Raw genomic sequence first — 22,902 nt, 5'->3', positions numbered from 1 at the left:
ATGACTGAAATTTGGAAAGATGTGGTTGGTTATGAAGGTATCTACGAAATAAGTACCAAAGGACGAGTAAGAACTCATAAAGATAAAGTTAGTTGGTCAAAACGCTATAAAAAATGGAGACATTGGAAACAACGTTACTTAAAAGACAAAACACCTAACGGTAGAGATGCAAGAGTAACACTTTGGAAGAACGGGAAGCCTAAAGATTTTTTAGTTCATAGATTGGTAGGTCTTACTTTTATTCCAACTATCAAAGGTAAAGATTGTATTAATCATATTGATGGTAACCCTAAAAATAATAATGTTGAGAATTTAGAATGGTGTAATCATTTAGAAAATAACAAACATGCTTTTGAAACTGGTCTTATGACGACAAACATGAAAGTGAAATTAATTAATCAAATAGGTGTTGAATATGAATTTATCAGTATGAGTAGAGCTAGTAAGTTTTTAGGTCGCAATCACGGATATGTAAGTGGCCGATTGAAAAACAACTGTTCGAAGTTAACGGATACAGATGGCAATAAATACAAAGTCGAGAAGTTGATATAAATGCCAATTATTAAAAATTACATTACTCAAGATGACGGTACAACTACCGTTGTCATTGAGGGTGTAGATATAGACAATAAAACATCGTTATTACTCGACAACGGACTAGAAGTTGAGTGTGAAGTTAAAGCAATTGATCCATTCCTAATCACTGATAAGCAGCGCCGAAAAGTGTTTGCTCTATGTAACGATATAGAGGCTTATACGGGGCAACCAAGAGAATATATGAGAGAAATGTTCCAAGATTATTTAACGTTTCTAAATGGCTATGATAAACGTTTGTCATTAAGTAATTGTTCAAGAGAACAAGCTAGACAATTAATAGAGGTCATTCTTGACTGGGTCTTTCATAACAATATCCCACTTAACTATAAAACAAGCGATTTACTTAAAAATGACAAAGCATTTCTATATTGGTCAACGGTTAATCGCAACTGCGTTATCTGTGGCAAATCACATTCTGACTTAGCACATAGATTTGCAGTAGGACGTGGCAGAGATAGAACGAAAATTAACCACTTTGGAAATCAAGTATTAGCGTTATGCAGAACTCATCACAACGAACAGCACCAAATAGGAATGGACACATTCAATCAAAAGTACCACTTAACAGACAGCTGGGTGGATGTGGATGAACGACTAAACAAAATGCTGAAAGGAGTGACTTCATGAGCGACAGACTAATAGATATAACTGGTGGTTATGGAACTGTCTATAAAGAAGTTTTGAAAGATAAAGAACTAAGCATTGAAGCAAAAGCAATTTACAGTTATTTATCTTCTTATGCTGGAGGTAAAGATACAGCTTTTCCTAGTATCGGACTAATATGTCATGAATTGAACATAAGTGAAAAACGTTTCTATAAGCACCGTAAAGAACTTTTAGATAAAAACATCATTAGTAAAACACGAGAAAGAACAAACAACGGTTTTAGTAAAACGATATATACAATTAATCATCATTTCGTACACGGTCAATTCGTACGCGTACGAAACGTACACGGACAAAACGTACACGGACAAAATGTAGGTACTAAGAATAACAGTATTAAGAAGAACAATAATAAGAATAACAATAGTAAGAGTGACAGTGACACGTCACAAATCTTTCAGTTAGTTAGTAATAAATTAGAAATGATACAAAGTCCTTTAAAAGTACAGGAGTTAGAAGATGAACTCAATCTTATTAAAGGAAACAAACTAGAAATAACAACAATAGCTATTAACTACTGCAAACAAAACAAGAAAGGTATTAACTACCTAATTAAAGTATTAAGAAACTGGAATAACGAAGGTGTAGATACTAAAGAGAAAGCACTAGCTAAAGTGACACCTAAGAAAAAGAGATCTAATGAGACCGAAGATGTATTTGCAGCAATGAAAGAGAAATTAGGTGTTAACGAATGAGTATGACTAAACAACAAGCATTCGAAATTATAGATAAAGTCAGACGTATTTATAATATGGAATTCGATACTCCTAAATTAGAAACATGGATAGACGTATTAAGTGAAAACGGTGATTATGAACCAACGCTTAAAACGGTTAAAAACTACATTAACAGTGGCAACTCATATCCACCTAACTTACCTAAAATCATGAGAAAAGCACCTAAGAAATTGGAATATGAAGAAGAGCCAGAAGATGTGAAAGAACATCATTGGAAAATGAAGAATGATCCTGAATATGTAGCTGCAAGAAAAAAGTTACTCGATGAATTTAAAGAACAGCTAAGAAAGTTTGAGGTGAACAGCTATGAATGAACGTAGAGATATTGAAAGTACGATTATTGCAAGTTTACTCAAAAAACCTGAACTTATCGAAAAGCTACGTGTTAGACCTTATATGTTCTATTACGACGATTTCAGAGCGTTTATGGAATATGTGTTTGAAGTCGGTAAGGTAGATCATCAAGAAATATTCCTAGAAACATCGAAGAATAAAAACTTCTTAGACTTCGACACAATACAAAAACTCTACAATTCAGATTTTATCGGCTATGGCATATTTGAACGTTACCAACAAAACTTATTAGAAGCCTATCAGATATCACAAGCGAATGAAGTTATTAACGAGTTTAACCAAACACAAAGTATAAAGTCATTTGAAACAATGCTTGCTGACTTAAATGAAGTATCAATGATTAGCGCAACAGATGAAACAAGTACAAAGAAAATCGTTGATGAGTTTGTAGAAGAACTGTATAGCGATGAACCTAAGAAAGTGATTAAGACAGGCTATCCACTAATGGACTACAAAATAGGTGGTTTAGAGCCTACACAGTTAGTTGTAATCGCTGCACGACCTTCAGTAGGTAAAACAGGATTTGCACTTCAAATGATGCTTAATATCGCTAAACAAGGCTATAAGACATCGCTATTCAGTTTAGAAACAACAGGTGTAGCTATTTTAGAACGGATGTTATCAACCATTACTGGTATTGAATTAAAACGTATTAAGCAAAAAGCTGATTTAACCTATGACGATTTAACAAAATTAACCAAAGGTGCAAGCGAAATATTAAAACTTGAGATAGATGTCAATTCACAAAGTAATGTAAGCACTCAGGAAGTCCGTAAGCAAGCCATGAAGAACAAAGATAAGCAACAGGTCATATTCATCGACTATCTTCAATTAATGCAAACAGATAGCAAATTAGACCGTAGAAACGGTATTGAAAAAATAAGTCGTGATTTGAAAATCATAGCAAACGAAACTGGTGCAATCATCGTATTACTTTCACAACTTAGTCGTGGTGTAGAAAGTCGAAATGATAAACGACCTATGTTGTCTGACATGAAAGAAGCAGGGGGCATCGAAGCTGACGCAAGTTTGGCCATGCTTTTATACCGAGAAGATTACTACAACCAAGATGAAGAAGATGAACTTGGTAAGTCGATTGTCGAATGTAATATTGCAAAGAATAAAGACGGAGAAACAGGTGTCATCGAATTTGAATACTATAAACGTACACAAAGGTTTATGACATGACGGTTATCGAATATAAAAAACTACTCGGAAAAATGTACCGACAAGATTATAGAAACGATCAACTTATCGGAACGTTACTGATTGAAGTTGGTCGGGCTATCAATCGCTTGCTGGAAGAGAAAAAGATATCGCCATTCGATGATTATGAGAAAGTGCTAAACATTATTGAAAAAGATACGAAGTGGAGGCAAAGTGATGGGACTTATCGAAAATCAACCTAATGCCTACGACTTATTTGAAAGTGACGGTTGGAAAATGTTGAGAGTGCTACCTAGAGATGATGGCACTTTCTACTTAACCAACTTAGGTGGAATGGCAGATAAATATTTTAAGCAGTATGTGACAAAAGAAGAATTAGCTGAGATGAAACGTAAACATAAACTGTTCAGACGAGAAGAACTAAAGCATCAAACAACAATAGATGATTTTCTATGGGAGTGACAACGTGAGTAAATATAATGCTAAAAAAATCCAATACAAAGGTGTCGTGTTCGATAGCAAAGTCGAATGCGACTACTACCAATATTTAGAACGTAACTTAGGTAACGGATATGATCGTATCGAATTGCAACCTAAGTACGAATTAATACCTAAAGTAGATAAGCAACGTAAAACAGAATACATCGCAGACTTTGCACTATTCAAAGATGATGTGTTGGTCGAAGTAATAGACGTAAAAGGAATGCCAACAGAAGTAGCGAAGTTGAAAGCGAAAATGTTTAGACATAAATATCCGAAAATCAAGCTTACATGGATATGCAAAGCACCTAAATATACAGGGCTTGAGTGGATAACGTATGAAGAACTAATTAAAGCACGCAGGAAGCGTAAAAAGGAGAAGATGAGTAATGGTAAAGATTAAACGAAAAGTAGAAATGACATTACCAGAATTAATTGAGTGGGCTTGGAAGAATGGAGTTAAAGAAAAAGCATTTTATAGCAATATTGACGGAGGTTCTGTGTATTTTGACATGGTACAAACAGTGTCTGTAGAGCATTCAATTGGTAAAGATGAAACTTTCACAGTAGAAATTGAAGAAGAGATTACAGAGGACACAAAACTAGACACTGTATTAGAGATATATAATGATACGCATACTCCAGGACCAATTTTTTCCGTTATTCATAAATCTGCTAGTATCAATAACATTATGGAACATAAACCGAATTACTTTAACACTAAATGTTTATATTTAGTTAATGAAGACATGACATTGACACTCATCTGGAAAGATGACGAATTGGTAGGTGATGAGTAATGGCAACAATCAAAGCTGAAGTAGTTATCAGAGGCACGATTGAATTACCAGCAACTAAAGAAACAGATGAAGAAATGGAATACACGATTGAAAAAGCTAAGAAAAGTCCAGAAGAAATTTTCGACGATATCGACATTAAAGATGTAGATTTTCGTTATGAGCATTGGAAGTGATCGTATGTACGACAGATATAAAAATATTCCAAATGTAAATATTGGTGGTCAGAAATACCGACTATGTGACGTATATAAGTATTTTGATGTTGGAGATGGAACAGTTCGTAGAAGATACTACAAGCAAAAATTAAGAGGTTGGGAACTTGTCTATGGTGAAGGCAAGGTTCCCGTTGAAATTGAACTAGGAGAAATATAATCGGAGGGGATAATTGATGATTAATGATAACGAATTAATTAACAGAGAACAAAGATTAAGCAACAAGGAAAGATATGGTGCTTTAAGCGAGAAAGAATACAACGAACTTATGCACATCAGAGCATCATTCGAAAGAGAGTTAAAACGTAAAAGACGTGAGCAACGTATTGCAAGAGCGAAACGATCAGAGGCGTTAGTTAAAAAGCACAGAGTGAGTAGTAAGTGGTTTAGATACTTAGCAGAGAATGACATATTTCCAAAGGTAAGGGGATAGGCGAATGGAAAATTTGAGAATAGTAGAACTCAACAAAAATGACATAGTGCAGTTCCAATGTGCTAATAAAAAGTTTAGCGCTTTTCAGACAGCTATCGTTAATCGTGTGTATGCAGAAGAAAAAAGATTAAAAACAATTTGGAAAGCAGAAGTGGAAAATCAAGCAGGACGTACATTTACGATAACTGATAACGATGACTTTATCAGAGTGAAAGAGCCTTTCACTCGTAAGGTGGATATGGTTAAAGAACCTAATCATTATACAAGCGATGAAGGTATCGACTTAATTGAATTTTGTAAGCAACAATTTACCGAAGAAGAATTTAGAGGTGCAATGAAGTTCACTCAATTACGTTATGCACTTAGAACAGGTAGAAAAGAGAATGACTTACAGGATCAGCAAAAGTTAAAAGAATATGCGAATAGATTTATCGAAGTATTGGAGGGGTAAGCATGGCAAAGAAATTGCCAGTATACATGTGGGAGCCGTTATTCAATCGGCTTACCCGCATTTCAACTGAATACGCTCATAAAGTATTAGGCATTATACCATCATCACTTACAAGATATATTCAAAATAGAACATATAACCAAAAGTTAGAGTGCTACTTCATTAGAGAACCTTTATCTGTTAAAGAGAAACGCCAACTTATCCAGCAAATAGAAATACCAAACGAAGTATGGCGTGAAACTAGATTAAAAGGTTTATATGTAAGCGATCATGCTAGATTTAGAACTAAAACTAATACAGGTTGGCGTTACTATTTTGTATTTAGTCAAAAAGGTTATCCATCTATCAAATATCAAAAGAAACACTATCGAGCTAATAGGCTTGTTTATGAAGCGTTCTATGGAAACTTAGATAAAGACGATGTTATTCATGCTAAAAATGGACTGAAATACGATGTCAGAGCAAACAATTTAGAAAAGACTTCTAGAGAAGAATTAGGTCGTCTTACAGGTCATAAAAGTAAACGCAGGGGCATTGTTTTTATCGGAGAACATGGCGAATTGTTAGATGAATTTAAAAGCACAAGAGAAGCCGAGCAAGTGACGCTATATAACAGGAATACGATTTGCGAATGTTGTAACAACTTACGACAAAACTATCACTCAATCGGATATAGAGCGTTCATGTGGGCAGACGAATATGAGGAGTTGAACGCATGAGTAATATTTTTAAGTTAGATGAAACCATAGTACAGACGTACAAATACCAAACAAAAGGTAAATCGCCTACCGAAGTACAGCATGAACTAAAGGCTATGGGCGTAGAAGGATTTGTTATTCGTATGTCGAATGTGAACGTAACAATGCGAGTACCTAATGGAAAGAAGAAAAGTAATAGGGAGTGTGTAAAGAATGGCAGAAGTAACTAAAGAACAAGTATTGGAATTCATTAAAAACAATGATTTAGATTGGGATGAAAGCTATCCACGTAGTGATTGGTGGAAGTTTAGAGATGAACGTGACAGTTTCCGTAAACAACGTGATGAGCTTATTGACGATATGGCAGAGATTAAAAGGAAGGCAGAAATATTAGATAAGTTAGAAGAAATGTTCGAAACTTCGGCTAATGCAAATAGAAAACATGGTTTTAATGGTGCAGCTGAAGTTTACGAACGATATTTGGACATTATTAGGGAGCGTGGTAGTGATGTGGAAGGTTAAAGAATTAAGAGATTTTGAGAATAACGACGATAAGTTAGCTACTGAAAAATTAGAAAGCTACTTATCCATATATCCAAACTTACATGTACTAGGTTATTCAGTTAACCATTTTGAGAACGCAAATAATAGAGAACGTTCATATATTTTAATCAAATATTGGGAGGAACAATAAATGAACACATTAGGACAATCAAAAACAGAAAACTTTGGCAGTTTAGATCAATTAGTAGAACAAGTACAACAATGGAGTATTGATAAAGATTTACACAAAGGTAATTCAGATAGACAAGCACTTAAATTCTATGAAGAAGCAGGCGAAGTTGCAGCAGCATTATCTCGCGGGCAAATGGACGCATTAAAAGACGGTATAGGCGATACAGTCGTTACTTTAATCATATTGGCACAACAACATGATATGACGTTACAGGAGTGTTTACAGTATGCATATGACGAAATTAAAGGAAGAAAAGGAAAGACAATCAATGGCACATTCATCAAAGAAGCAGACCTTAAAGAGTAAGGACATATTAGCAGAGATTAAAAGAATACTTGGTAAGGAGTGAACGGAATGAGTGATTTCAAAATAATAACTTCAGAATTAATTAGCAAAGGCATTGAGTTTGAAATAGAAGATGACACCTTGATTGTCGGTGATTGTTCAGTAATCAATTATAGCGACGTGTATTTTTTAAAATTGTCCGGAATTAATACTCAACAAGGAATGGCTGTTAAGCATCCTATAGTTATAGCAGATTTCTTATCTAGTTATTATTATTTATTAGAAGATCATAATAGTATCACTGTAAAAGATATTAATTTTAAAAGTGAGGTGCGTAGTAATGATTAAACACATAATTAAAGATTTATTCTTAATCGCTATGTATGAGTTAGGGAAGTATCTCACTTCTCTACTCATCACTATTTTAGAAAGCGAAGATGATATTGACGCACCTAATGACTTTGCATTAGAAACAGATCAATTCGATTTAATCAAAGCAGAGGTGAGTGAGTAGTGTGGGTAATGACAATACTATTTATAATTATGACTTTATGTTGGCTAATAACGATGAGTATGTATAGAAAAACTAACAAGAATATATCTAAATTACGTTCGGATAATCGACGACTGAAAATGGATATAGAGGGAATGAATGCTAATCATTTAGCTGTGTACAAAGAATCTCAAAAGACAAAAAAGAAAAATACATCTAACAATAAAACGGGAGTGAGTTATATGGAAGGATATTTAATTGAAGTAAACGACGGTATTTATTTAGTAGAAAAAGGATATGACGCTTACGAGTATTTTAAAAAAGGTGGCACTTTACCTACTTCTACATTTTTTCTTTTTACGGAAAATGTCTTTAAGGCAACTTATTATAAAGATTTAAAGACAGCTAAAGAGTATGCGAAAAAATGCGGTGGTCGTGTATTACAACATAAACCTAATTTGGAGGTAGCAGAATGAGTTGGCTTATCATCATATGTGTATTTTTAACGATATTAACATTTGGTTTTGCAATAGAGAACGCCAAATTAAGGGGGAATATGGAAGGTAAGGAATATCAAGTAAGGTTACTAGAACATAGATTGAGTAAATATGAAGATTAGGGGGAAGATAAGTGAACTGGTCTGTAATCTTTCCGATACTTATTGCAACAATACTCTTATTTTATATTAGCGAAATAAAGTTTCCAAATTATTTTTCAGGAAAAGGAATTAAACCAATATTACTATTGTTTTTATTGGGCATATTAATAAACACAATAACATTTGGTATATATTTATTGATTATATTCAATATTTTTAATGGTTAAGCCTGTTACGATGGGCTTAATCTTTATTTTTATGTTATAATTAGTACCAGATACTAATTTATATGGAGGGCAATATAAGTGTATAGTAGAGATGATATTTTACAGGGAATAAATAATTATAGCTGGTGGTGTAATGCGATTGCGTCACACTGTCCAGATTATAGTAGCAACTCAATTGCTCAATATGGTATAGAGGCAACCATGCCTAAAACAGAGGGAAAAAATAGCAGTAAGGTAGAACAAACTGTTATACGATTAGAGAAGTTTAATAGTCATTATGCAAAGATGTTGGGTATTATCAATGTGATTAATAAACACCAACCTAAACTCGATACACTTAATTATGTATTGCTCGATTATTTGAAACGTGGGGAAACAAGTAAGGTTATTTGTGATGAGTTACCTATCCATAAGAACTATTTAAAAGACCGCAAAATAGATTTAGCAGAACAGATATTCTTAATGCAATAGTGGAACAAGTGGAAAGATTGGACATAATAGACGCTATTATGAGAAATGAAAAAATCATAATATAATCTTTGTGTAAGAGTTATCTCCTAGTGTAGCGTTTTTATAAGTTACCCGGAGATGTACCTAACACAAGTGATTGGATAACCACTTATCATCTTGTAGATGTTATGGGTCCGATTGCTGAACTGTCTATCTGTGAGATAGGCAGTTTCGATAATACTCTTACATACGTCTCCTTTTTTTCATATAATGTGCGATTAATCAATTTAGATTTTGGCTATCCGAGAGCAACTCGGGTAGTCTTTTTTTATTACAAATATATAGAGTTATTAACGTAAAGTAGGTGGTAGCATAAGATGACGAAATTAAGTATTAAACAACAAGTGTTCGCAGATGAATATATAAAGACAGGAAACGCATACCAATCGGCAATTAAAGCAGGTTACAGTGAGAGTTATGCAAAAGGTAATGTGGTTAGATTGTTGGAAAATGTGAGTGTTAAAGCGTATATAGATGAACGAATGGAAGAACATAAGAAAGAAGCAATTGCAGACCAAGATGAGATACTTCGTTACCTTACTTCTGTCATTCGTGGAGAAATTACTGACCAAGAACTTATTCCTGTCGGAATTGGTAAAGGCGAAATGGAAGTAGAATCTTTAGAGAAACGATCCGATACAAACGCTAGGACAAAAGCAGCAGAGTTGTTAGGTAAACGTTATATGATGTGGACTGATAAACAACAAATCGAAACAAATGCGACGGTGCAGTTCAATGACGATATCAATTGACTTATCTCAACTGATACCTAAGCACTTTCACGACTTATGGCGAGCAACTAAGAACCCTAATATATTAAACGTAGTCGCTAAAGGTGGACGTGGTAGTGGTAAATCATCTGACATATCTATCATTATCACTCAACTTATTATGCGTTATCCTATGAACGCTGTTGTAGTACGTAAAACAGATAACACATTAGCAACATCTGTATTTGAACAAATCAAATGGGCGATTGAAGAACAAAAGGTATCACACTTATTTAAAGTTAAAGTATCGCCTATGGAAATCACATATATACCTAGAGGGAACAGAATTATCTTTAGAGGGGCGCAGAACCCTGAACGATTAAAGTCGTTAAAAGATAGTCGGTTCCCTTTTTCTATTATGTGGATAGAAGAATTAGGCGAATTTAAAACAGAAGATGAAGTAACAACAATCACTAACTCAATGTTACGTGGAGAACTAGACGAAGGACTATTTTATAAATTCTTTTTCTCATACAACCCAGCTAAGCGTAAGCAACACTGGGCGAATAAGAAGTATGAAACATCGTTCCAACCAACTAACACGTTTGTACATCACTCAACATACTTGAATAACCCTTATATATCTAAACAGTTCGTTCAAGAGGCAGAAAGTGCAAAAGAACGTAACGAATTGAGATATCGCTGGGAATATCTAGGAGAAGCAATCGGTAGTGGTGTTGTACCGTTCAACAATCTACACATTGAGAAGATACCTGATGACTTATATAACTCATTTGATAATATCCGTAATGCTGTTGACTTCGGATATGCGACTGACCCTTTAGCATTTGTACGTTGGCACTACGACAAGAAGAAACGCATCATCTACGCAGTTGATGAACATTATGGCGTGCAAATAAGCAATAGGGAGTTTGCTAACTGGTTGAAAAAGAAAGGTTATCAATCTGATGAGATATATGCAGATAGTGCAGAGCCTAAGTCTATTGCAGAGTTGAAACAAGAGCATGGTATCAGACGTATCAAAGGCGTTAAAAAAGGGCCGGACAGCGTAGAACATGGCGAACAATGGTTAGATGATTTAGATGCAATTGTAATTGATCCAACACGCACACCTAATATAGCAAGAGAATTTGAAAATATTGATTATGAAACAGACAAAGACGGTAACGTCAAACCAAGATTAGAAGATAAAGACAATCACACAATAGACGCTACAAGATATGCGCTAGAACGTGATATGCGTCAAAACAAAATTAGTATATTAACGTAAACGAGGTGGTTATTATTAATTGGCCATGGGAACGACCTTATCACGAAACGATAATGGAACAAATCAAGCCGAAGTATGAAACGCAAGAAGAAATGATAATGCGGTTAGTTAGAGAACATAAAGAGAATATCGATAACATCACAATTGGAGAACGATATTATAATCATCATCCGGATATCTTAGATGCACCATTCAAAACTGATGTGAACGGTGACTATGATGAAACTAAACCAGACTGGAGAATGTACACTAACTATCATCAAAATTTAGTAGACCAAAAAGTCGCATACACAGTAGCTAACCCAGTTACATTTGGTACAGAGAACGAGAAAGCACTCAAGACTATTCAACATGTACTTAATCATAAGTGGGACGATAAGTTGGTAGATATTCTAACCGCTGCAAGCAATAAAGGTATTGAGTGGGTACAACCTTATGTTGATGAACAAGGAGAGTTTAAAACATTCCGAGTGCCTGCCGAACAAGCAATTCCTATTTGGACAAACAAAGAGCGTGACGAGTTAGACGCATTTATTCGTGTGTATGAATTAGATGGTGCTGAAAGAGTAGAGTACTGGACTAAAGATGATGTGACGTACTACGAGTTACAAGAAGAACAGCTTATCCCTGACTTTTATCGTAGTGACGACCATATCCAACCACATTATTTTCAAGGTAATAAATTAATGAGTTGGGGACGTGTACCGTTTATTCCGTTCAAGAATAACCCTCAAGAAGTATCAGATTTGTTTATGTATAAGACGATTATTGATGCATTAGACAGACGTTTATCCGATACACAAAATACGTTTGATGAGTCTGTGGAGTTAATTTATATCCTAAAAGGTTATGAAGGCGAAAACTTAAAAGACTTCATGCATAATCTTAAATACTATAAAGCGATTAATGTTGATGGCGAAGGCTCGGGAGTAGACACGATTAAAGTAGAAGTACCTGTCGACGCAGTTAAAGAGTATGTAAAAATGCTACGTGAATACATTATCGAGTTCGGTCAAGGCGTAGACTTCCAGCAAGATAAATTTGGTAATAGTCCTAGTGGTATCGCACTAAAGTTTATGTACAGTAACTTAGATTTAAAAGCGAATAAGTTGAAGAATAAGACACTGACTGCGTTACAAGAGTTATTACAATACATCATTGACTTCTACAAGTTAGATATCAAAGTGCAAGACATCGAGATTACATTTAACTTCAACATCATGGTAAATGAATTGGAAAACTCTCAAATTGCTATGAACTCAACAGCTATCTTATCTAAAGAAACAGTTATTGCTAATCATGCATGGGTTGATGATCCAGTCGCAGAAATGGAAAGAATAGAACAAGAAAATATTGAACTTAACCAACAACTCCCTGATATTGAGGAGGGTTTGAATGGCAGAAAACAACAGTCCGAAGATAACCAACCAACATGATATAGATGATTATATTGATAGAAAGATAATGACAGCAGAGAAAGAAATAGAAATATTATTTGCCAACCGTTTGAAAGAAATTAAACAAGAAATAGCGGATATGTTTTCTAAGTACGAATCTGATGATGTATATGTAACATGGACTGAATTTAATAAGTACAACAGGCTCAATAAGGAACTTGACCGTATAGGACAGATATTGACACAAGATTATAGAGAAGTCGCTAAGATTATTAAACAATCTCAACAAAACGTCTATATCGAGAAGTATCTTATGAGCCTTTATTTGTATGAAATGGCAAGTCAAACATCAATGGACTTCGATGTACCAAATCAAGCCATTATACAAAAAGCCATAGAACAACCAGTTGACTTGATTAAATTAGTGCCAACATTAGAACGTCACAGAAACAACGTGCTTAAAAAGATACGTATAGAAATCACTAAAGGTATTGTAAATGGTAAAGGGTACACACATATTGCTAAAGCCTTACGTGATGATTTAGGCATGTCTAAGGCGCAAGCACAACGTGTAGCACGTACTGAAGCTGGTAGAGCAATGTCACAAGCTGGTTTAGATAGTGCGAAAGTAGCAAGAGATAACGGTTTGTCTATGCACAAACGTTGGTTAGCTACTAAAGATACACGTACTAGACATACACACAGACACTTAGATGGTCAATCACTTAGATTACATGAAGTATTCCGTTCAAGTGGTTGTACTGCACAAGCACCTAAGTTATTTAAAGGTGCTGCAAGTGCAAAGGAAAATATTAACTGCCGTTGTAAGTTACTTTATTACATAGATGAAGATGAATTACCTACTGTAATGAGAACTAAAGAAGATGGCGTTATTCCATTCACTACATATCGTGAATGGGAGAAAGAGAAACAAAAAGGCTAATAACCTACTACTCGACCTGAAGTAAGTCGTTAAACTGCTTCTTTTATTTTAATCTTTCGTGTCGTAACACGTTAAAAACGTAAAAGGAGTAGTTAAATATGGACTTATATGCATTATTAGGACAATTTAAAGACGGAGAAATCGATAAGCAGAAAGTTATTGATGCTATTGATGAAAGTAAATCTGGAATGGTACCACGTTCAAGATTAAATGATAAGAACGCAGAAATTGAAGAATTAAAAGCTGAGATTTCTAACCGTGATGAACAAATTGTCCAATTAAAAGACTCTGTGAAAGATGATAGCGAGTTAAAAAAAGAACTCGAACAAACACAAAAAGAAAACGCAGAGTGGCAAGATAAGTACAACAAATCACAACTGAATAACGCTGTTAAGTTAGCAGTTGCTAAAGATGCAAATGACGCTAACGACATTCTAGCTTTCATTAACGAAGATGAGTTGGAATTGCAAGACGATGGCACTGTAAAAGGTTTAGATAAAGCAATTGAAACGCTTAAAGAGTCTAAGCCTTATTTATTTGCCGATACAAAACCTAGTGGACGTACACCGGATGAAGGTAGAAACGTTACTGGCGGAATAACACAAGAACAGTTCAACAATATGAGCGTAGACGAAAGAACTGATCTATTTGTGAATGACAGAAAGACATATGACGCTCTAATTAACAATTAGGAAAGAGGTAATAAAATATGGCACAAGGCACAACAATGTTAGCTAATCAAGTTGTACCAGAGGTATTAGCACCAATGATGCAAGCTGAATTAGATAAGAAATTAAGATTTGCTCAATTTGCACAAATCGATAACACATTAGCAGGTCAACCGGGAGACACTTTAACATTCCCAGCGTTCGTTTACAGTGGCGATGCAACAGTAGTACCAGAAGGACAAAAGATTCCTATCGATAAAATCGAAACTAATAGACGTGAAGCTAAAATTCGTAAGATTGGTAAAGGTACTGAAATTACAGATGAAGCGTTGTTATCTGGTTATGGCGACCCTAAAGGCGAAGCAGTACGTCAACATGGTTTAGCAATTGCTAACAAAGTAGATAATGATGTATTAGATGCTTTACGTGGTGCTACATTAAGCGTCAACGCTGATATTGGTACATTAACTGGTTTAGAAACTGCAATCGACACATTCAACGATGAAGATTTAGAACCAATGGTATTATTCGTGAACCCTAAAGATGCTGGTAAATTACGTGCTAGTGCATCAGCAAACTTCACTCGTGCAACTGAATTAGGCGATAACATTATCGTTAAAGGTGCATTTGGCGAAGCGTTAGGTGCAATTATTGTACGTTCTAATAAATTAGAAGAAGGAGAAGCTATCTTAGCTAAACGTGGTGCAGTTAAATTAATTACTAAACGTGACTTCTTCTTAGAAACTGACCGTGACCCTTCACGTAAAGCGACTGCATTATATTCAGACAAACATTATGTAGCTTACCTATATGATGAAAGCAAAGTAGTTAAAATCGGTAATGCTGGCGCATAATAGGAGTGATTAATAGTGACGTATAAAGTAATCAAGTATTTTACAGACTTACAAGACAATAACTATGAATACAACGTTGGAGATCCATTTCCACGTACTGGTTTAGATGTAAGTAAAGAACGATTAACTGAATTATCCACAAAAAATAACCGTCAAAATAAGCCTTTAATAGAGCGTGTACAAGAGCAAGTAGCGTTAGATGATATGAAAGTATCAGAACTCAAAGAACTTGCTAAACAACGTGATATTGAAGGCTTTTCTCATATGAAAAAGTCTGAACTTATCGACGCATTAGAAGGTGCGAAATAATGGACGCACTTGATGTAAAAATGCTCAACCAAACGCCTGTTGATGACACTTCACATGATGACGAGATAGACATGCTTATCCCTAAGTATTTGAAGTTAGCAGAAGAATATTGCAACCAAACTTTTGACGTTAAACATTTACCCACTGGCGTTGAGAAGTTTATTGCAGAATGCATTAAATATAGTGCAAATGGCAATATCTCATCACGTTCTATGGGTACGGTTAGCTATACTTTTGTAACTGAAATGCCTAAAGCGACATATAAGCATTTAAAACCGTTCAGAAAGCTAAGATGGAGTGGTTATCATGTTTAACCCATATGACGAATTCCCTCATCACATTGCTATGGGTTCAAGAGAATTAGTAGGTGTGTATCCTAATGAAAAAGAGCGCTTTAAAAGCGAACAAGTCATAAAAGGATTTATGGATACTCCTACATCATCTGAACAACTCAAGTTCTATCAAATGGATAATAATTACGATAGAAACCTATATACTCCGTACAGCGTGCCAATCACTAACAAAACATTATTTAAATATCAGGGTAAAACTTACGAAGTAGTAGGCGAGCCAGTAGATCAAGGCGGACAACAAGAAATCAATCTAACACGATTGCGAGAGTGTCCACTTGGCTAAGGTAAAATATGGTAATTGGAACTTAGTTGCAGAACTCGAAGATTACAGGGAAGAAATGGAAAGTTGGGTTAAAAAAGGTATTGCTAAGACTACAATGAAGATTTACAACACAGCAGTAGCGTTAGCACCAGTAGATACAAGTTATTTAAGAGAAAGCATCGATTATAAATTTACTGATGGTGGTTTTTCTAGCGTAATTAGTGTTGGTGCAGACTACGCTATATACGTTGAATACGGAACTGGCATATATGCAGAAGGTCCTGGTGGTAGTCGTGCTAAAAAAATACCATGGTTTTATGAAGATGGTGATGGTGAATGGCATAAAACATACGGGCAACATGCACAACCTTTCTGGAACCCAGCTATTGATGAAGGTAGAGCATTCTTCAATAAGTATTTTTCATAAGGTGGTTAAGATATGTGGGTATCAGTTGAACCATATCTATTTAATGAGATATATAACAAATTAAAGAGTAACCCTATCATCAACAAACAGCTTGGTGGTAGGGTTTTTGATTGCGTTCAGAAAGACGCTGTTTACCCATATATCGTTGTTGGGGAAACTAACGTCACTAATGATGAAACGACAACAAGCATGGTTGAAGATGTAGCAATTACATTCCATGTTTACAGTCAAACTCGCAATCAGTATGAAGCAAAACGAATTATTCAATTTTTAGGCTATATCCTAAACAACGAAATTGAAATCGAACACTATTCATTTATTAAAAGTCGAATTGATACCCAAGAAGTGATTACTGACATTGACCAGTACACAAAGCATGGCATCATTCGGCTTGTTTTTAGATATAGACACAATACATTACAAAGGAGTGTAACGAATGGCTCAAAATAAATACATCGCAGCAATTCAAATTGCCGATGAGAAGTTGGCAAAAGAATTATCCGAAGAAGATGCAGTTCTTTTAGCTAGTTTAGCTGAAGGTGGCCATACTATCAGTAATGATTTATCTGAAATGATTACTGGTGGAAAAAAAGACTATGGTCGTAATTCAGTTGAAGAAGAAGTTAAATTAACAATTGATAAGGTACCCGGCGATAAAGGACAAGAAGCCTTGAAGAAATCAGTAAAAGAATTCTTACAGTTACGTTTATGGATCTGGGAAGTTAAAAAACGTGACGGCGTTCATAATGGTACATTCGGTTACATCGTTATTGAAGATCATGAATGGTCATTTGATGACGAAGATGACAAAATCGAAATCACTGCTAAATTCAAATTCAACAGTGCCGACGGTTCTCAACCAGAATTACCACCTGAATGGCTTAACCCTAGCGCATCAGCTCCAACAGTTGAATGGGAAGATATGGGCGCATATACAGGCACATATGAAGAAAGAAAACCTAGTGCAGGTGCTTAATAGAGGGCTTAACGCTCTCTATTTTTTATTTCATAAAAAGAAAGAGGTTAAAACATGGCAGAAAATACAATCAATCCTATTACAGTATTAACTATTAATGACGAAGAAATTAAAGCAAAGGCTACATTCTTATTCGATAAAAAAGCCGAGAAATTTGCAACTGAAGATAAAGATAATGAAGGTAAAACAACTAAAGTAGCTGGTTTCAATAATATTTTTAATGGTTTGCTAGAACGTGATACTAATTCAATTGCAGACTTTTGGGAATGTGCTACTGCTTACTTAGGTAAGAAAGCTCCTAGTCGTGAAGATATTGAGTTAGCTTTATCAGAAGTTATTGAAGAAAAAGAAGATACATTAGAACTTTTACAAGGTGCATTAGATATCTTAAATAATAGTGGTTTTTTCAAACAGAAATCACGTCTATTCTGGACACAAATGAATATCGCACCAACTATGGTGAAAGAGGACGAAAAAGAGAGTACGAAAAACGGTATTCAGTTCATGAAGGACAACTACAAAGAAATCATGGGCGAAGAACCTTACTCGACTATTCAGAAATAAGACAAATTACCAGTCAATACATAGGCTACCTACCCTATGACGAACTCATGAGCTTAACACCTAATGAGTGGAAAGACTGGATAATAGGACGTAAGCAAGCGTTGCTAGATGAACAAGAGAATATGTTGTTCATGGCACAAGCTAACGGCCTAGTACAAGCTGGTAAACCTCTAAAACGTATGCAAAGACAGATAGAACGTAATCGTTATATTGTTCGTAACGATGAAGAAGGCTATGAGCGTATGAAACAACGTAAATTGGCACAGAATAAGCGTAATAGAGAAGTACAAAAACGAGGCACACGTAGATTTTTAAATTCTATGCGTGCTACAAGTCAAAAAGGAGGGTAGCCATTGGAAAAGAATTTTGTTGCTAAGATTAGTGCAATCATTAGCAATTTCCAGAGAAATATCAGAAAAGCACAACGTATGGCAAAGACTGATATTCCAGATGAAATTGAAACAGAAGTAGACGCTAACATATCAAAATTCAAACGTAACTTACAAAGAGCAAAAGCAATGGCTCAAAAAGGGATAGGTAATATTAAATCTAAACTCTTTTTAGAAACAGAAGAATTTAAAGCTAAAAAACGTGAAGCACAAGCCTATCTCGATACAATGAAAAAACATAAAGTTGAACTTAATCTAAGCGATGCTGAATTAATGGCTAAATATCGTAAAGATAAGGCTACCATCGAAGCGTGGCGAAAACATGTAGTGAAACTCGACTTGGACACTAGCGCAGCAGAAATGGCAGCAAAAGGCTTTCAGAAAAGCATGTTAGATATTGAGAAAAGTGTCTTTCATAAAGGACGTTGGCACATAGATTTAGGCGATGGCCAAGCTGGTAAATTCGCTAAACAATTTGAAAAAGTTAGCGCAACAGCTAGATTTAATTTAGATAAAATCAGAACTAAATCTAGAGAAGTTTGGACTAATATGGGTAGAGCATTAGACGAATATGGCGATAAAATGGATAGTTTAGCTAATCGTATTCGTACATTTGGTACTGTGTTCGGACAACAAATCAAAGGTGTTTTAATCGCTAGTTTTCAAGGACTTATCCCTATCATAGCTGGTTTAGTACCCGCAATCATGGCAGTAGCTAACGCATTAGGCGTAGTAGCTGGTGGTGCGTTAGGTGTAGCAGGTGCATTTGGTATCGCTGCAAGTGGTGCATTTGCATTTGGTGCTATGGCAGTAAGTGCGATTAAGATGTTGAATGATGGAACGCTACAAGCTACTGCAGAAACTAGACGTTATCAAGCATCTTTAGATCAAATTAAATCAACATGGGCAAGTATTATCAAGCAAAATCAATCACAAATCTTCAATACATTAGCTAATGCATTAGACACAGTAAATGTAGCATTAGGACGTATGAAACCATTCTTATCTGGTGTATCAAAAGAAATGGAACAAGCGTCTCAAAGCGTCTTGAAATGGGCTGAGAACAGTCAAACAGCTAGCAAGTTCTTTAACATGATGAATACAACAGGCGTTAAGACGTTTAACACATTACTAAGTGCAGCAGGACGTTTTGGTGATGGTTTAATCAACGTATTCACTCAACTAGGTCCTTTATTCTTATGGACTGCTAAAGGTTTAGACAACTTAGGTAAGAAGTTCCAAAACTGGGCTAATAGCGTTGAAGGACAAAACGCTATCAAGTCATTTATCGAGTACACAAAAGAAAATTTACCTAAAATAGGACAGATATTCGGTAATGTATTTGCTGGTATCGGTAACTTAATGAAAGCATTTGCTCAAAACAGTTCTAATATCTTTGATTGGTTAGTTAAAATGACTGGCAAATTCAGAGAATGGTCTGAACAAGTGGGCAAATCAGAAGGCTTTAAGAAATTTGTACAGTATGTTCAAGAGAATGGTCCAGTAATCATGGACTTAATTGGAAATATCGTAAGAGTATTAGTAGCGTTTGGTACTGCTATGGCACCAATAGCAAGCGTAATACTTAAAGTAGTGACTGCTTTAGCTGGTTTCATTGCTAAGTTATTTGAAACGCATCCGGCTATCGCTAGAATGATTGGCGTTGCTATGATACTAGGTGGAATAATGTGGGCATTACTAGCTCCGATTATTGCAGTTAGTACGTTTATAAGTAGTGGTTTCGTTGCTGCGTTGATACAAGCGGTAGGACACATAGGAAGATTTCTAGGTGCCGGAAGAATACTTCAAGGTATTTTAAATATCTTACGTGGTGCATTTAGCTTATTAGTTAGTCCAATAGCTAATATAGGCAGATTATTACCATTATTAGGCACTGCATTTAGTGCTTTGACTGGTCCAATTGGAATAGCAATAGGAATTATATTAGCGCTTGTTGGTGTGATCGTCTATCTATGGCAAACTAACGAAGATTTCAGAAATATGATCATTGATGCGTGGAACGGAATCGTTGATGCCATTTCTGGTGCAATCAGTTCTATCATTGGCTGGTTTACTCAATTGTGGGGTTCTATCCAACAGACACTACAACCTATCATGCCGATTTTACAACAACTAGGACAAATGTTCATGGACGTACTAGGTGGCTTAGTCATGGGCGCTATTCAATTAGTAATCGGTGGCTTCCAGTCATTATGGATGATTGTATCAGTTGTATTCACTGCGATTGGTGCAATTGTTTCAGCAGTAGTTCAACTGCTTGTTGGTTTATTCACTGCATTTATTCAGTTGATTACTGGCGATTTTTCAGGCGCATTACTAACTTTACAAGAAACGTTTACAAACGTACTAAACACTATTTGGACTGCGGTACAATCAATTTTCACTCAGATTTCTCAATTTATATTCACAACACTAAATTCTATACTCGGAACTAGCATTTCTAGTTGGTCACAAATTTGGTCATCAACCACTCAATTTGTCAGTCAAATTTGGGCTAGCGTGTCACAATGGTTTGGTCAAATGGCTCAAACTGTATGGCAAAAAATGATGCAAGCGTATAACTACGTTGTATCTGGTGGCTCTCAATGGATAAGTTCTATTACATCAACCGTTTCTAACTTCTTCAGTCAAGTTGCTAATGGTTTTATGCGAGTAGTCAATTCTGTTTGGCAACACATGCAACAAGCATATACCAGAATTGTTTCCGGTGGCTCTCAATGGGTATCAGCTATTATCAGTGCAATGGCTAGATTTGTTCAAAGTGTGATTAGTGGTTTCACAAATGTACTTGGTGCTGTTAGAAATGGTATGCAACAAGCGTTAAGTGCAATTCGTGGTTTCTTCGGTCATTTTGCAGAAGTAGGAAGCTACTTAATGCAAGGACTAGCTAATGGAATCATGAAAGGTGTTAGTTGGGTAGTTAACGCAGCTAAAGGTGTAGCAGAACGTGCAGTAAATGCAGCGAAAAGTGCGTTAGGTATTGCATCACCTTCTAAAGTGTTTAGAGGAATTGGTGAATATGTATCTCAAGGTTTAGGAATAGGTATCATGAAAGACAGTAACAGAGCAATTGACGCTAGTCGTCGTTTAGCTAAGAGTGTTACTAGTGCTTTCCAACCAGAGTTAAATAGTAACCTTACTTCTGAATTTGGTAATGGTATGAATTCAGATGTTAATGCTCACATGACTAAAGATGTACAACACAGCATGCAAGAAAATAATCGACCTATCGTTAATGTAACAGTTCGTAATGAGGGTGATGTTGATTATATTAAATCTTACATTGAAGAAACTAACTCTAAAGATGCAAGTTTCGGACTATTTTAAAGGGGGACAGTTAATTGATATTACACGACGTAGAAATTTATAAAGATAAACAACATTATTATATTAGCGATAACCCTTTTACCAAACAAATGCTAAGAGTAGTTTCTTACGATGTTAAAGGTGCTGGGTATGATCGTTCTTTTAGCAATATCGACAGAGTGAATGGTCGTTTCCATAATTCTACTACCGAATTAAAGAAAACAGTTGAAATGAAATTACGTTTTAACGTTCAGAAAATAGAACATGCGTCTTTCTTAAAAGCTAGGTTACAGGAATTACTAAGAGGACAATACTATCTCAGAGAACTTGCAGCGTCTGAAACTGAAATCAAATTCGAAAATATATTCGAGCCTAAAAATCAACAGCCTACTCTTGAATATGTTGACGGTAGACAAATTTATGTTGGTTTAGTAAATGAAATCTCATTCGATACTACTCAAATATCCGGTGAGATTGATTTAGAATTTGAAACAATCGAGTTACCATATTTTGAAAGTATTGGATATAGCACTGACTTAGAAAAAGAAACAAATAACATTAACAAGTGGGGCGCTATTGATAATGATCCATTTGAAGTTGAACAAAAATATAGAAATTATACGTTCTATGATTTAAAAATCGGTGATGTATATTACGGTGGTTCTGTACCAATCAAACAATTCAATCAAGACAGTATAGTAGAACTCACTCTAGGCGAAGATATAAGTAAAGACGATAGGTCAGGTTTAACGTTCTATATCACTAATGGCAGTAATGCTATCAAAATTAGTGGTTTAGATATAAAAGCAGGCGATGTTATTCGTTTTGACGGTATTCACACATATAGAAACAAGATAAGAATTGATGATTATAATCAAACTGGAGAACGTCCTGTATTAGTTCCTGGTTGGAATACATTCCATAGCACTAAAACATTACAAAAAATAACATTTAAGCATAAACGCTATTACATGTAAGGGGGAAGAT

At 35.3% G+C, this 22,902-nt stretch carries 39 protein-coding genes; all 39 read left to right on the top strand.

Annotated features, from left to right (window positions below):
- Nucleotides 1-552 (top strand): NUMOD4 domain-containing protein, encoded by a 552-nt coding sequence (locus tag AC2FB1_RS00675; protein ID WP_490673360.1) that lies wholly within the window; start codon nucleotides 1-3, stop codon nucleotides 550-552.
- Nucleotides 553-1,224: a putative HNHc nuclease gene (locus AC2FB1_RS00670; RefSeq protein WP_490673359.1), complete on the top strand. Its 672-nt coding sequence runs from the start codon at nucleotides 553-555 to the stop codon at nucleotides 1,222-1,224.
- A complete protein-coding gene (locus tag AC2FB1_RS00665) occupies nucleotides 1,221-1,958 on the top strand; it encodes a DnaD domain protein (RefSeq protein WP_490673358.1) in 738 nt (245 codons plus the stop codon). Before AC2FB1_RS00670 ends, AC2FB1_RS00665 begins: the two co-directional genes overlap by 4 nt.
- Nucleotides 1,955-2,314: a replicative helicase loader/inhibitor gene (locus AC2FB1_RS00660; RefSeq protein ID WP_049417241.1), complete on the top strand. Its 360-nt coding sequence runs from the start codon at nucleotides 1,955-1,957 to the stop codon at nucleotides 2,312-2,314. Before AC2FB1_RS00665 ends, AC2FB1_RS00660 begins: the two co-directional genes overlap by 4 nt.
- Nucleotides 2,307-3,542 (top strand): DnaB helicase C-terminal domain-containing protein, encoded by a 1,236-nt coding sequence (locus AC2FB1_RS00655; RefSeq protein WP_490673357.1) that lies wholly within the window; start codon nucleotides 2,307-2,309, stop codon nucleotides 3,540-3,542. The genes AC2FB1_RS00660 and AC2FB1_RS00655 overlap by 8 nt, the downstream gene beginning before the upstream one ends.
- Complete coding sequence (locus AC2FB1_RS00650) at nucleotides 3,539-3,763, top strand: hypothetical protein (RefSeq protein WP_490673356.1); 225 nt, start codon at nucleotides 3,539-3,541, stop codon at nucleotides 3,761-3,763. Before AC2FB1_RS00655 ends, AC2FB1_RS00650 begins: the two co-directional genes overlap by 4 nt.
- Nucleotides 3,738-3,983, top strand: coding sequence for a DUF3269 family protein (locus AC2FB1_RS00645; protein ID WP_490673355.1), 246 nt, complete (start codon nucleotides 3,738-3,740; stop codon nucleotides 3,981-3,983). The genes AC2FB1_RS00650 and AC2FB1_RS00645 overlap by 26 nt, the downstream gene beginning before the upstream one ends.
- Nucleotides 3,984-3,987: 4 nt before the next feature.
- Complete coding sequence (locus AC2FB1_RS00640; protein ID WP_490673389.1) at nucleotides 3,988-4,404, top strand: DUF1064 domain-containing protein; 417 nt, start codon at nucleotides 3,988-3,990, stop codon at nucleotides 4,402-4,404.
- Entirely contained in the window at nucleotides 4,391-4,801 is a 411-nt protein-coding gene (locus tag AC2FB1_RS00635; protein ID WP_490673354.1) for a hypothetical protein, read from the top strand. Before AC2FB1_RS00640 ends, AC2FB1_RS00635 begins: the two co-directional genes overlap by 14 nt.
- The gene (locus AC2FB1_RS00630; protein WP_490673353.1) at nucleotides 4,801-4,974 is read left to right on the top strand and encodes a hypothetical protein; all 174 of its coding nucleotides are present in this window, start codon (nucleotides 4,801-4,803) and stop codon (nucleotides 4,972-4,974) included. The genes AC2FB1_RS00635 and AC2FB1_RS00630 overlap by 1 nt, the downstream gene beginning before the upstream one ends.
- A 4-nt stretch (nucleotides 4,975-4,978) precedes the next feature.
- Nucleotides 4,979-5,173 carry a hypothetical protein gene (locus AC2FB1_RS00625; RefSeq protein ID WP_490673352.1) on the top strand — a complete coding sequence of 65 codons (195 nt, stop codon included), beginning with the start codon at nucleotides 4,979-4,981 and terminating at the stop codon, nucleotides 5,171-5,173.
- A gap of 16 nt (nucleotides 5,174-5,189) precedes the next feature.
- A complete protein-coding gene (locus AC2FB1_RS00620) occupies nucleotides 5,190-5,447 on the top strand; it encodes a hypothetical protein (RefSeq protein ID WP_490673351.1) in 258 nt (85 codons plus the stop codon).
- Nucleotides 5,448-5,451: 4 nt separating this feature from the next.
- The gene (locus tag AC2FB1_RS00615; protein ID WP_490673350.1) at nucleotides 5,452-5,898 is read left to right on the top strand and encodes a DUF3310 domain-containing protein; all 447 of its coding nucleotides are present in this window, start codon (nucleotides 5,452-5,454) and stop codon (nucleotides 5,896-5,898) included.
- 2 nt (nucleotides 5,899-5,900) lie between these two features.
- Nucleotides 5,901-6,617: an HNH endonuclease gene (locus AC2FB1_RS00610; RefSeq protein WP_490673349.1), complete on the top strand. Its 717-nt coding sequence runs from the start codon at nucleotides 5,901-5,903 to the stop codon at nucleotides 6,615-6,617.
- Nucleotides 6,614-6,826: a hypothetical protein gene (locus AC2FB1_RS00605; RefSeq protein WP_490673348.1), complete on the top strand. Its 213-nt coding sequence runs from the start codon at nucleotides 6,614-6,616 to the stop codon at nucleotides 6,824-6,826. The genes AC2FB1_RS00610 and AC2FB1_RS00605 overlap by 4 nt, the downstream gene beginning before the upstream one ends.
- Entirely contained in the window at nucleotides 6,810-7,118 is a 309-nt protein-coding gene (locus AC2FB1_RS00600) for a hypothetical protein (RefSeq protein ID WP_490673347.1), read from the top strand. Before AC2FB1_RS00605 ends, AC2FB1_RS00600 begins: the two co-directional genes overlap by 17 nt.
- A complete protein-coding gene (locus AC2FB1_RS00595) occupies nucleotides 7,105-7,290 on the top strand; it encodes a hypothetical protein (RefSeq protein WP_490673346.1) in 186 nt (61 codons plus the stop codon). Before AC2FB1_RS00600 ends, AC2FB1_RS00595 begins: the two co-directional genes overlap by 14 nt.
- Nucleotides 7,291-7,638, top strand: coding sequence for a MazG-like family protein (locus AC2FB1_RS00590; RefSeq protein WP_490673345.1), 348 nt, complete (start codon nucleotides 7,291-7,293; stop codon nucleotides 7,636-7,638).
- A 48-nt stretch (nucleotides 7,639-7,686) separates the two neighbouring features.
- A complete protein-coding gene (locus AC2FB1_RS00585) occupies nucleotides 7,687-7,965 on the top strand; it encodes a hypothetical protein (RefSeq protein ID WP_017175563.1) in 279 nt (92 codons plus the stop codon).
- Nucleotides 7,958-8,131, top strand: coding sequence for a transcriptional activator RinB (rinB, locus tag AC2FB1_RS00580; RefSeq protein ID WP_490673344.1), 174 nt, complete (start codon nucleotides 7,958-7,960; stop codon nucleotides 8,129-8,131). Before AC2FB1_RS00585 ends, rinB begins: the two co-directional genes overlap by 8 nt.
- A gap of 59 nt (nucleotides 8,132-8,190) precedes the next feature.
- Nucleotides 8,191-8,586 (top strand): hypothetical protein, encoded by a 396-nt coding sequence (locus AC2FB1_RS00575; RefSeq protein WP_490673343.1) that lies wholly within the window; start codon nucleotides 8,191-8,193, stop codon nucleotides 8,584-8,586.
- Nucleotides 8,583-8,729: a hypothetical protein gene (locus AC2FB1_RS00570; RefSeq protein WP_490673342.1), complete on the top strand. Its 147-nt coding sequence runs from the start codon at nucleotides 8,583-8,585 to the stop codon at nucleotides 8,727-8,729. The genes AC2FB1_RS00575 and AC2FB1_RS00570 overlap by 4 nt, the downstream gene beginning before the upstream one ends.
- A 284-nt stretch (nucleotides 8,730-9,013) precedes the next feature.
- Nucleotides 9,014-9,406: a hypothetical protein gene (locus AC2FB1_RS00565; protein ID WP_490673341.1), complete on the top strand. Its 393-nt coding sequence runs from the start codon at nucleotides 9,014-9,016 to the stop codon at nucleotides 9,404-9,406.
- Nucleotides 9,407-9,762: 356 nt separating this feature from the next.
- Nucleotides 9,763-10,197, top strand: coding sequence for a terminase small subunit (locus tag AC2FB1_RS00560; protein WP_490673340.1), 435 nt, complete (start codon nucleotides 9,763-9,765; stop codon nucleotides 10,195-10,197).
- Complete coding sequence (locus tag AC2FB1_RS00555) at nucleotides 10,181-11,446, top strand: PBSX family phage terminase large subunit (RefSeq protein WP_490673339.1); 1,266 nt, start codon at nucleotides 10,181-10,183, stop codon at nucleotides 11,444-11,446. Before AC2FB1_RS00560 ends, AC2FB1_RS00555 begins: the two co-directional genes overlap by 17 nt.
- Before the next feature lie 5 nt (nucleotides 11,447-11,451).
- Nucleotides 11,452-12,882, top strand: coding sequence for a phage portal protein (locus AC2FB1_RS00550; protein ID WP_490673338.1), 1,431 nt, complete (start codon nucleotides 11,452-11,454; stop codon nucleotides 12,880-12,882).
- Nucleotides 12,842-13,786 carry a phage minor head protein gene (locus AC2FB1_RS00545; RefSeq protein ID WP_490673337.1) on the top strand — a complete coding sequence of 315 codons (945 nt, stop codon included), beginning with the start codon at nucleotides 12,842-12,844 and terminating at the stop codon, nucleotides 13,784-13,786. Before AC2FB1_RS00550 ends, AC2FB1_RS00545 begins: the two co-directional genes overlap by 41 nt.
- 98 nt (nucleotides 13,787-13,884) lie before the next feature.
- Nucleotides 13,885-14,478 (top strand): phage scaffolding protein, encoded by a 594-nt coding sequence (locus AC2FB1_RS00540; RefSeq protein ID WP_490673336.1) that lies wholly within the window; start codon nucleotides 13,885-13,887, stop codon nucleotides 14,476-14,478.
- A gap of 17 nt (nucleotides 14,479-14,495) precedes the next feature.
- Nucleotides 14,496-15,308 carry a N4-gp56 family major capsid protein gene (locus AC2FB1_RS00535; RefSeq protein WP_490673335.1) on the top strand — a complete coding sequence of 271 codons (813 nt, stop codon included), beginning with the start codon at nucleotides 14,496-14,498 and terminating at the stop codon, nucleotides 15,306-15,308.
- Nucleotides 15,309-15,323: 15 nt separating this feature from the next.
- Nucleotides 15,324-15,617, top strand: a complete 294-nt coding sequence (locus tag AC2FB1_RS00530; protein ID WP_490673334.1) for a Rho termination factor N-terminal domain-containing protein — start codon at nucleotides 15,324-15,326, stop codon at nucleotides 15,615-15,617.
- The gene (locus AC2FB1_RS00525; RefSeq protein ID WP_490673333.1) at nucleotides 15,617-15,931 is read left to right on the top strand and encodes a phage head-tail connector protein; all 315 of its coding nucleotides are present in this window, start codon (nucleotides 15,617-15,619) and stop codon (nucleotides 15,929-15,931) included. Before AC2FB1_RS00530 ends, AC2FB1_RS00525 begins: the two co-directional genes overlap by 1 nt.
- Nucleotides 15,924-16,253 carry a phage head closure protein gene (locus AC2FB1_RS00520; RefSeq protein ID WP_490673332.1) on the top strand — a complete coding sequence of 110 codons (330 nt, stop codon included), beginning with the start codon at nucleotides 15,924-15,926 and terminating at the stop codon, nucleotides 16,251-16,253. Before AC2FB1_RS00525 ends, AC2FB1_RS00520 begins: the two co-directional genes overlap by 8 nt.
- Nucleotides 16,246-16,659 (top strand): HK97-gp10 family putative phage morphogenesis protein, encoded by a 414-nt coding sequence (locus tag AC2FB1_RS00515; protein ID WP_490673331.1) that lies wholly within the window; start codon nucleotides 16,246-16,248, stop codon nucleotides 16,657-16,659. The genes AC2FB1_RS00520 and AC2FB1_RS00515 overlap by 8 nt, the downstream gene beginning before the upstream one ends.
- A 12-nt stretch (nucleotides 16,660-16,671) precedes the next feature.
- Nucleotides 16,672-17,109: a DUF3168 domain-containing protein gene (locus AC2FB1_RS00510; protein WP_490673330.1), complete on the top strand. Its 438-nt coding sequence runs from the start codon at nucleotides 16,672-16,674 to the stop codon at nucleotides 17,107-17,109.
- Nucleotides 17,096-17,635, top strand: coding sequence for a phage tail protein (locus AC2FB1_RS00505; protein WP_490673329.1), 540 nt, complete (start codon nucleotides 17,096-17,098; stop codon nucleotides 17,633-17,635). The genes AC2FB1_RS00510 and AC2FB1_RS00505 overlap by 14 nt, the downstream gene beginning before the upstream one ends.
- A 54-nt stretch (nucleotides 17,636-17,689) precedes the next feature.
- A complete protein-coding gene (locus AC2FB1_RS00500; protein ID WP_490673328.1) occupies nucleotides 17,690-18,199 on the top strand; it encodes a tail assembly chaperone in 510 nt (169 codons plus the stop codon).
- A 47-nt stretch (nucleotides 18,200-18,246) separates the two neighbouring features.
- Nucleotides 18,247-18,549: a hypothetical protein gene (locus AC2FB1_RS00495; RefSeq protein WP_490673327.1), complete on the top strand. Its 303-nt coding sequence runs from the start codon at nucleotides 18,247-18,249 to the stop codon at nucleotides 18,547-18,549.
- 78 nt (nucleotides 18,550-18,627) lie between these two features.
- Nucleotides 18,628-21,936 (top strand): phage tail protein, encoded by a 3,309-nt coding sequence (locus tag AC2FB1_RS00490; RefSeq protein WP_490673388.1) that lies wholly within the window; start codon nucleotides 18,628-18,630, stop codon nucleotides 21,934-21,936.
- Nucleotides 21,937-21,950: 14 nt separating this feature from the next.
- The gene (locus tag AC2FB1_RS00485) at nucleotides 21,951-22,892 is read left to right on the top strand and encodes a phage tail family protein (protein ID WP_490673326.1); all 942 of its coding nucleotides are present in this window, start codon (nucleotides 21,951-21,953) and stop codon (nucleotides 22,890-22,892) included.
- Nucleotides 22,893-22,902 lie beyond the last annotated feature (10 nt).

Source organism: Staphylococcus sp. CoH_129_LAB_1, from assembly GCF_058191515.1.
Note: the sequence above shows the minus strand (reverse complement) of the source record. Positions and strands in the feature narration are given on the sequence as shown.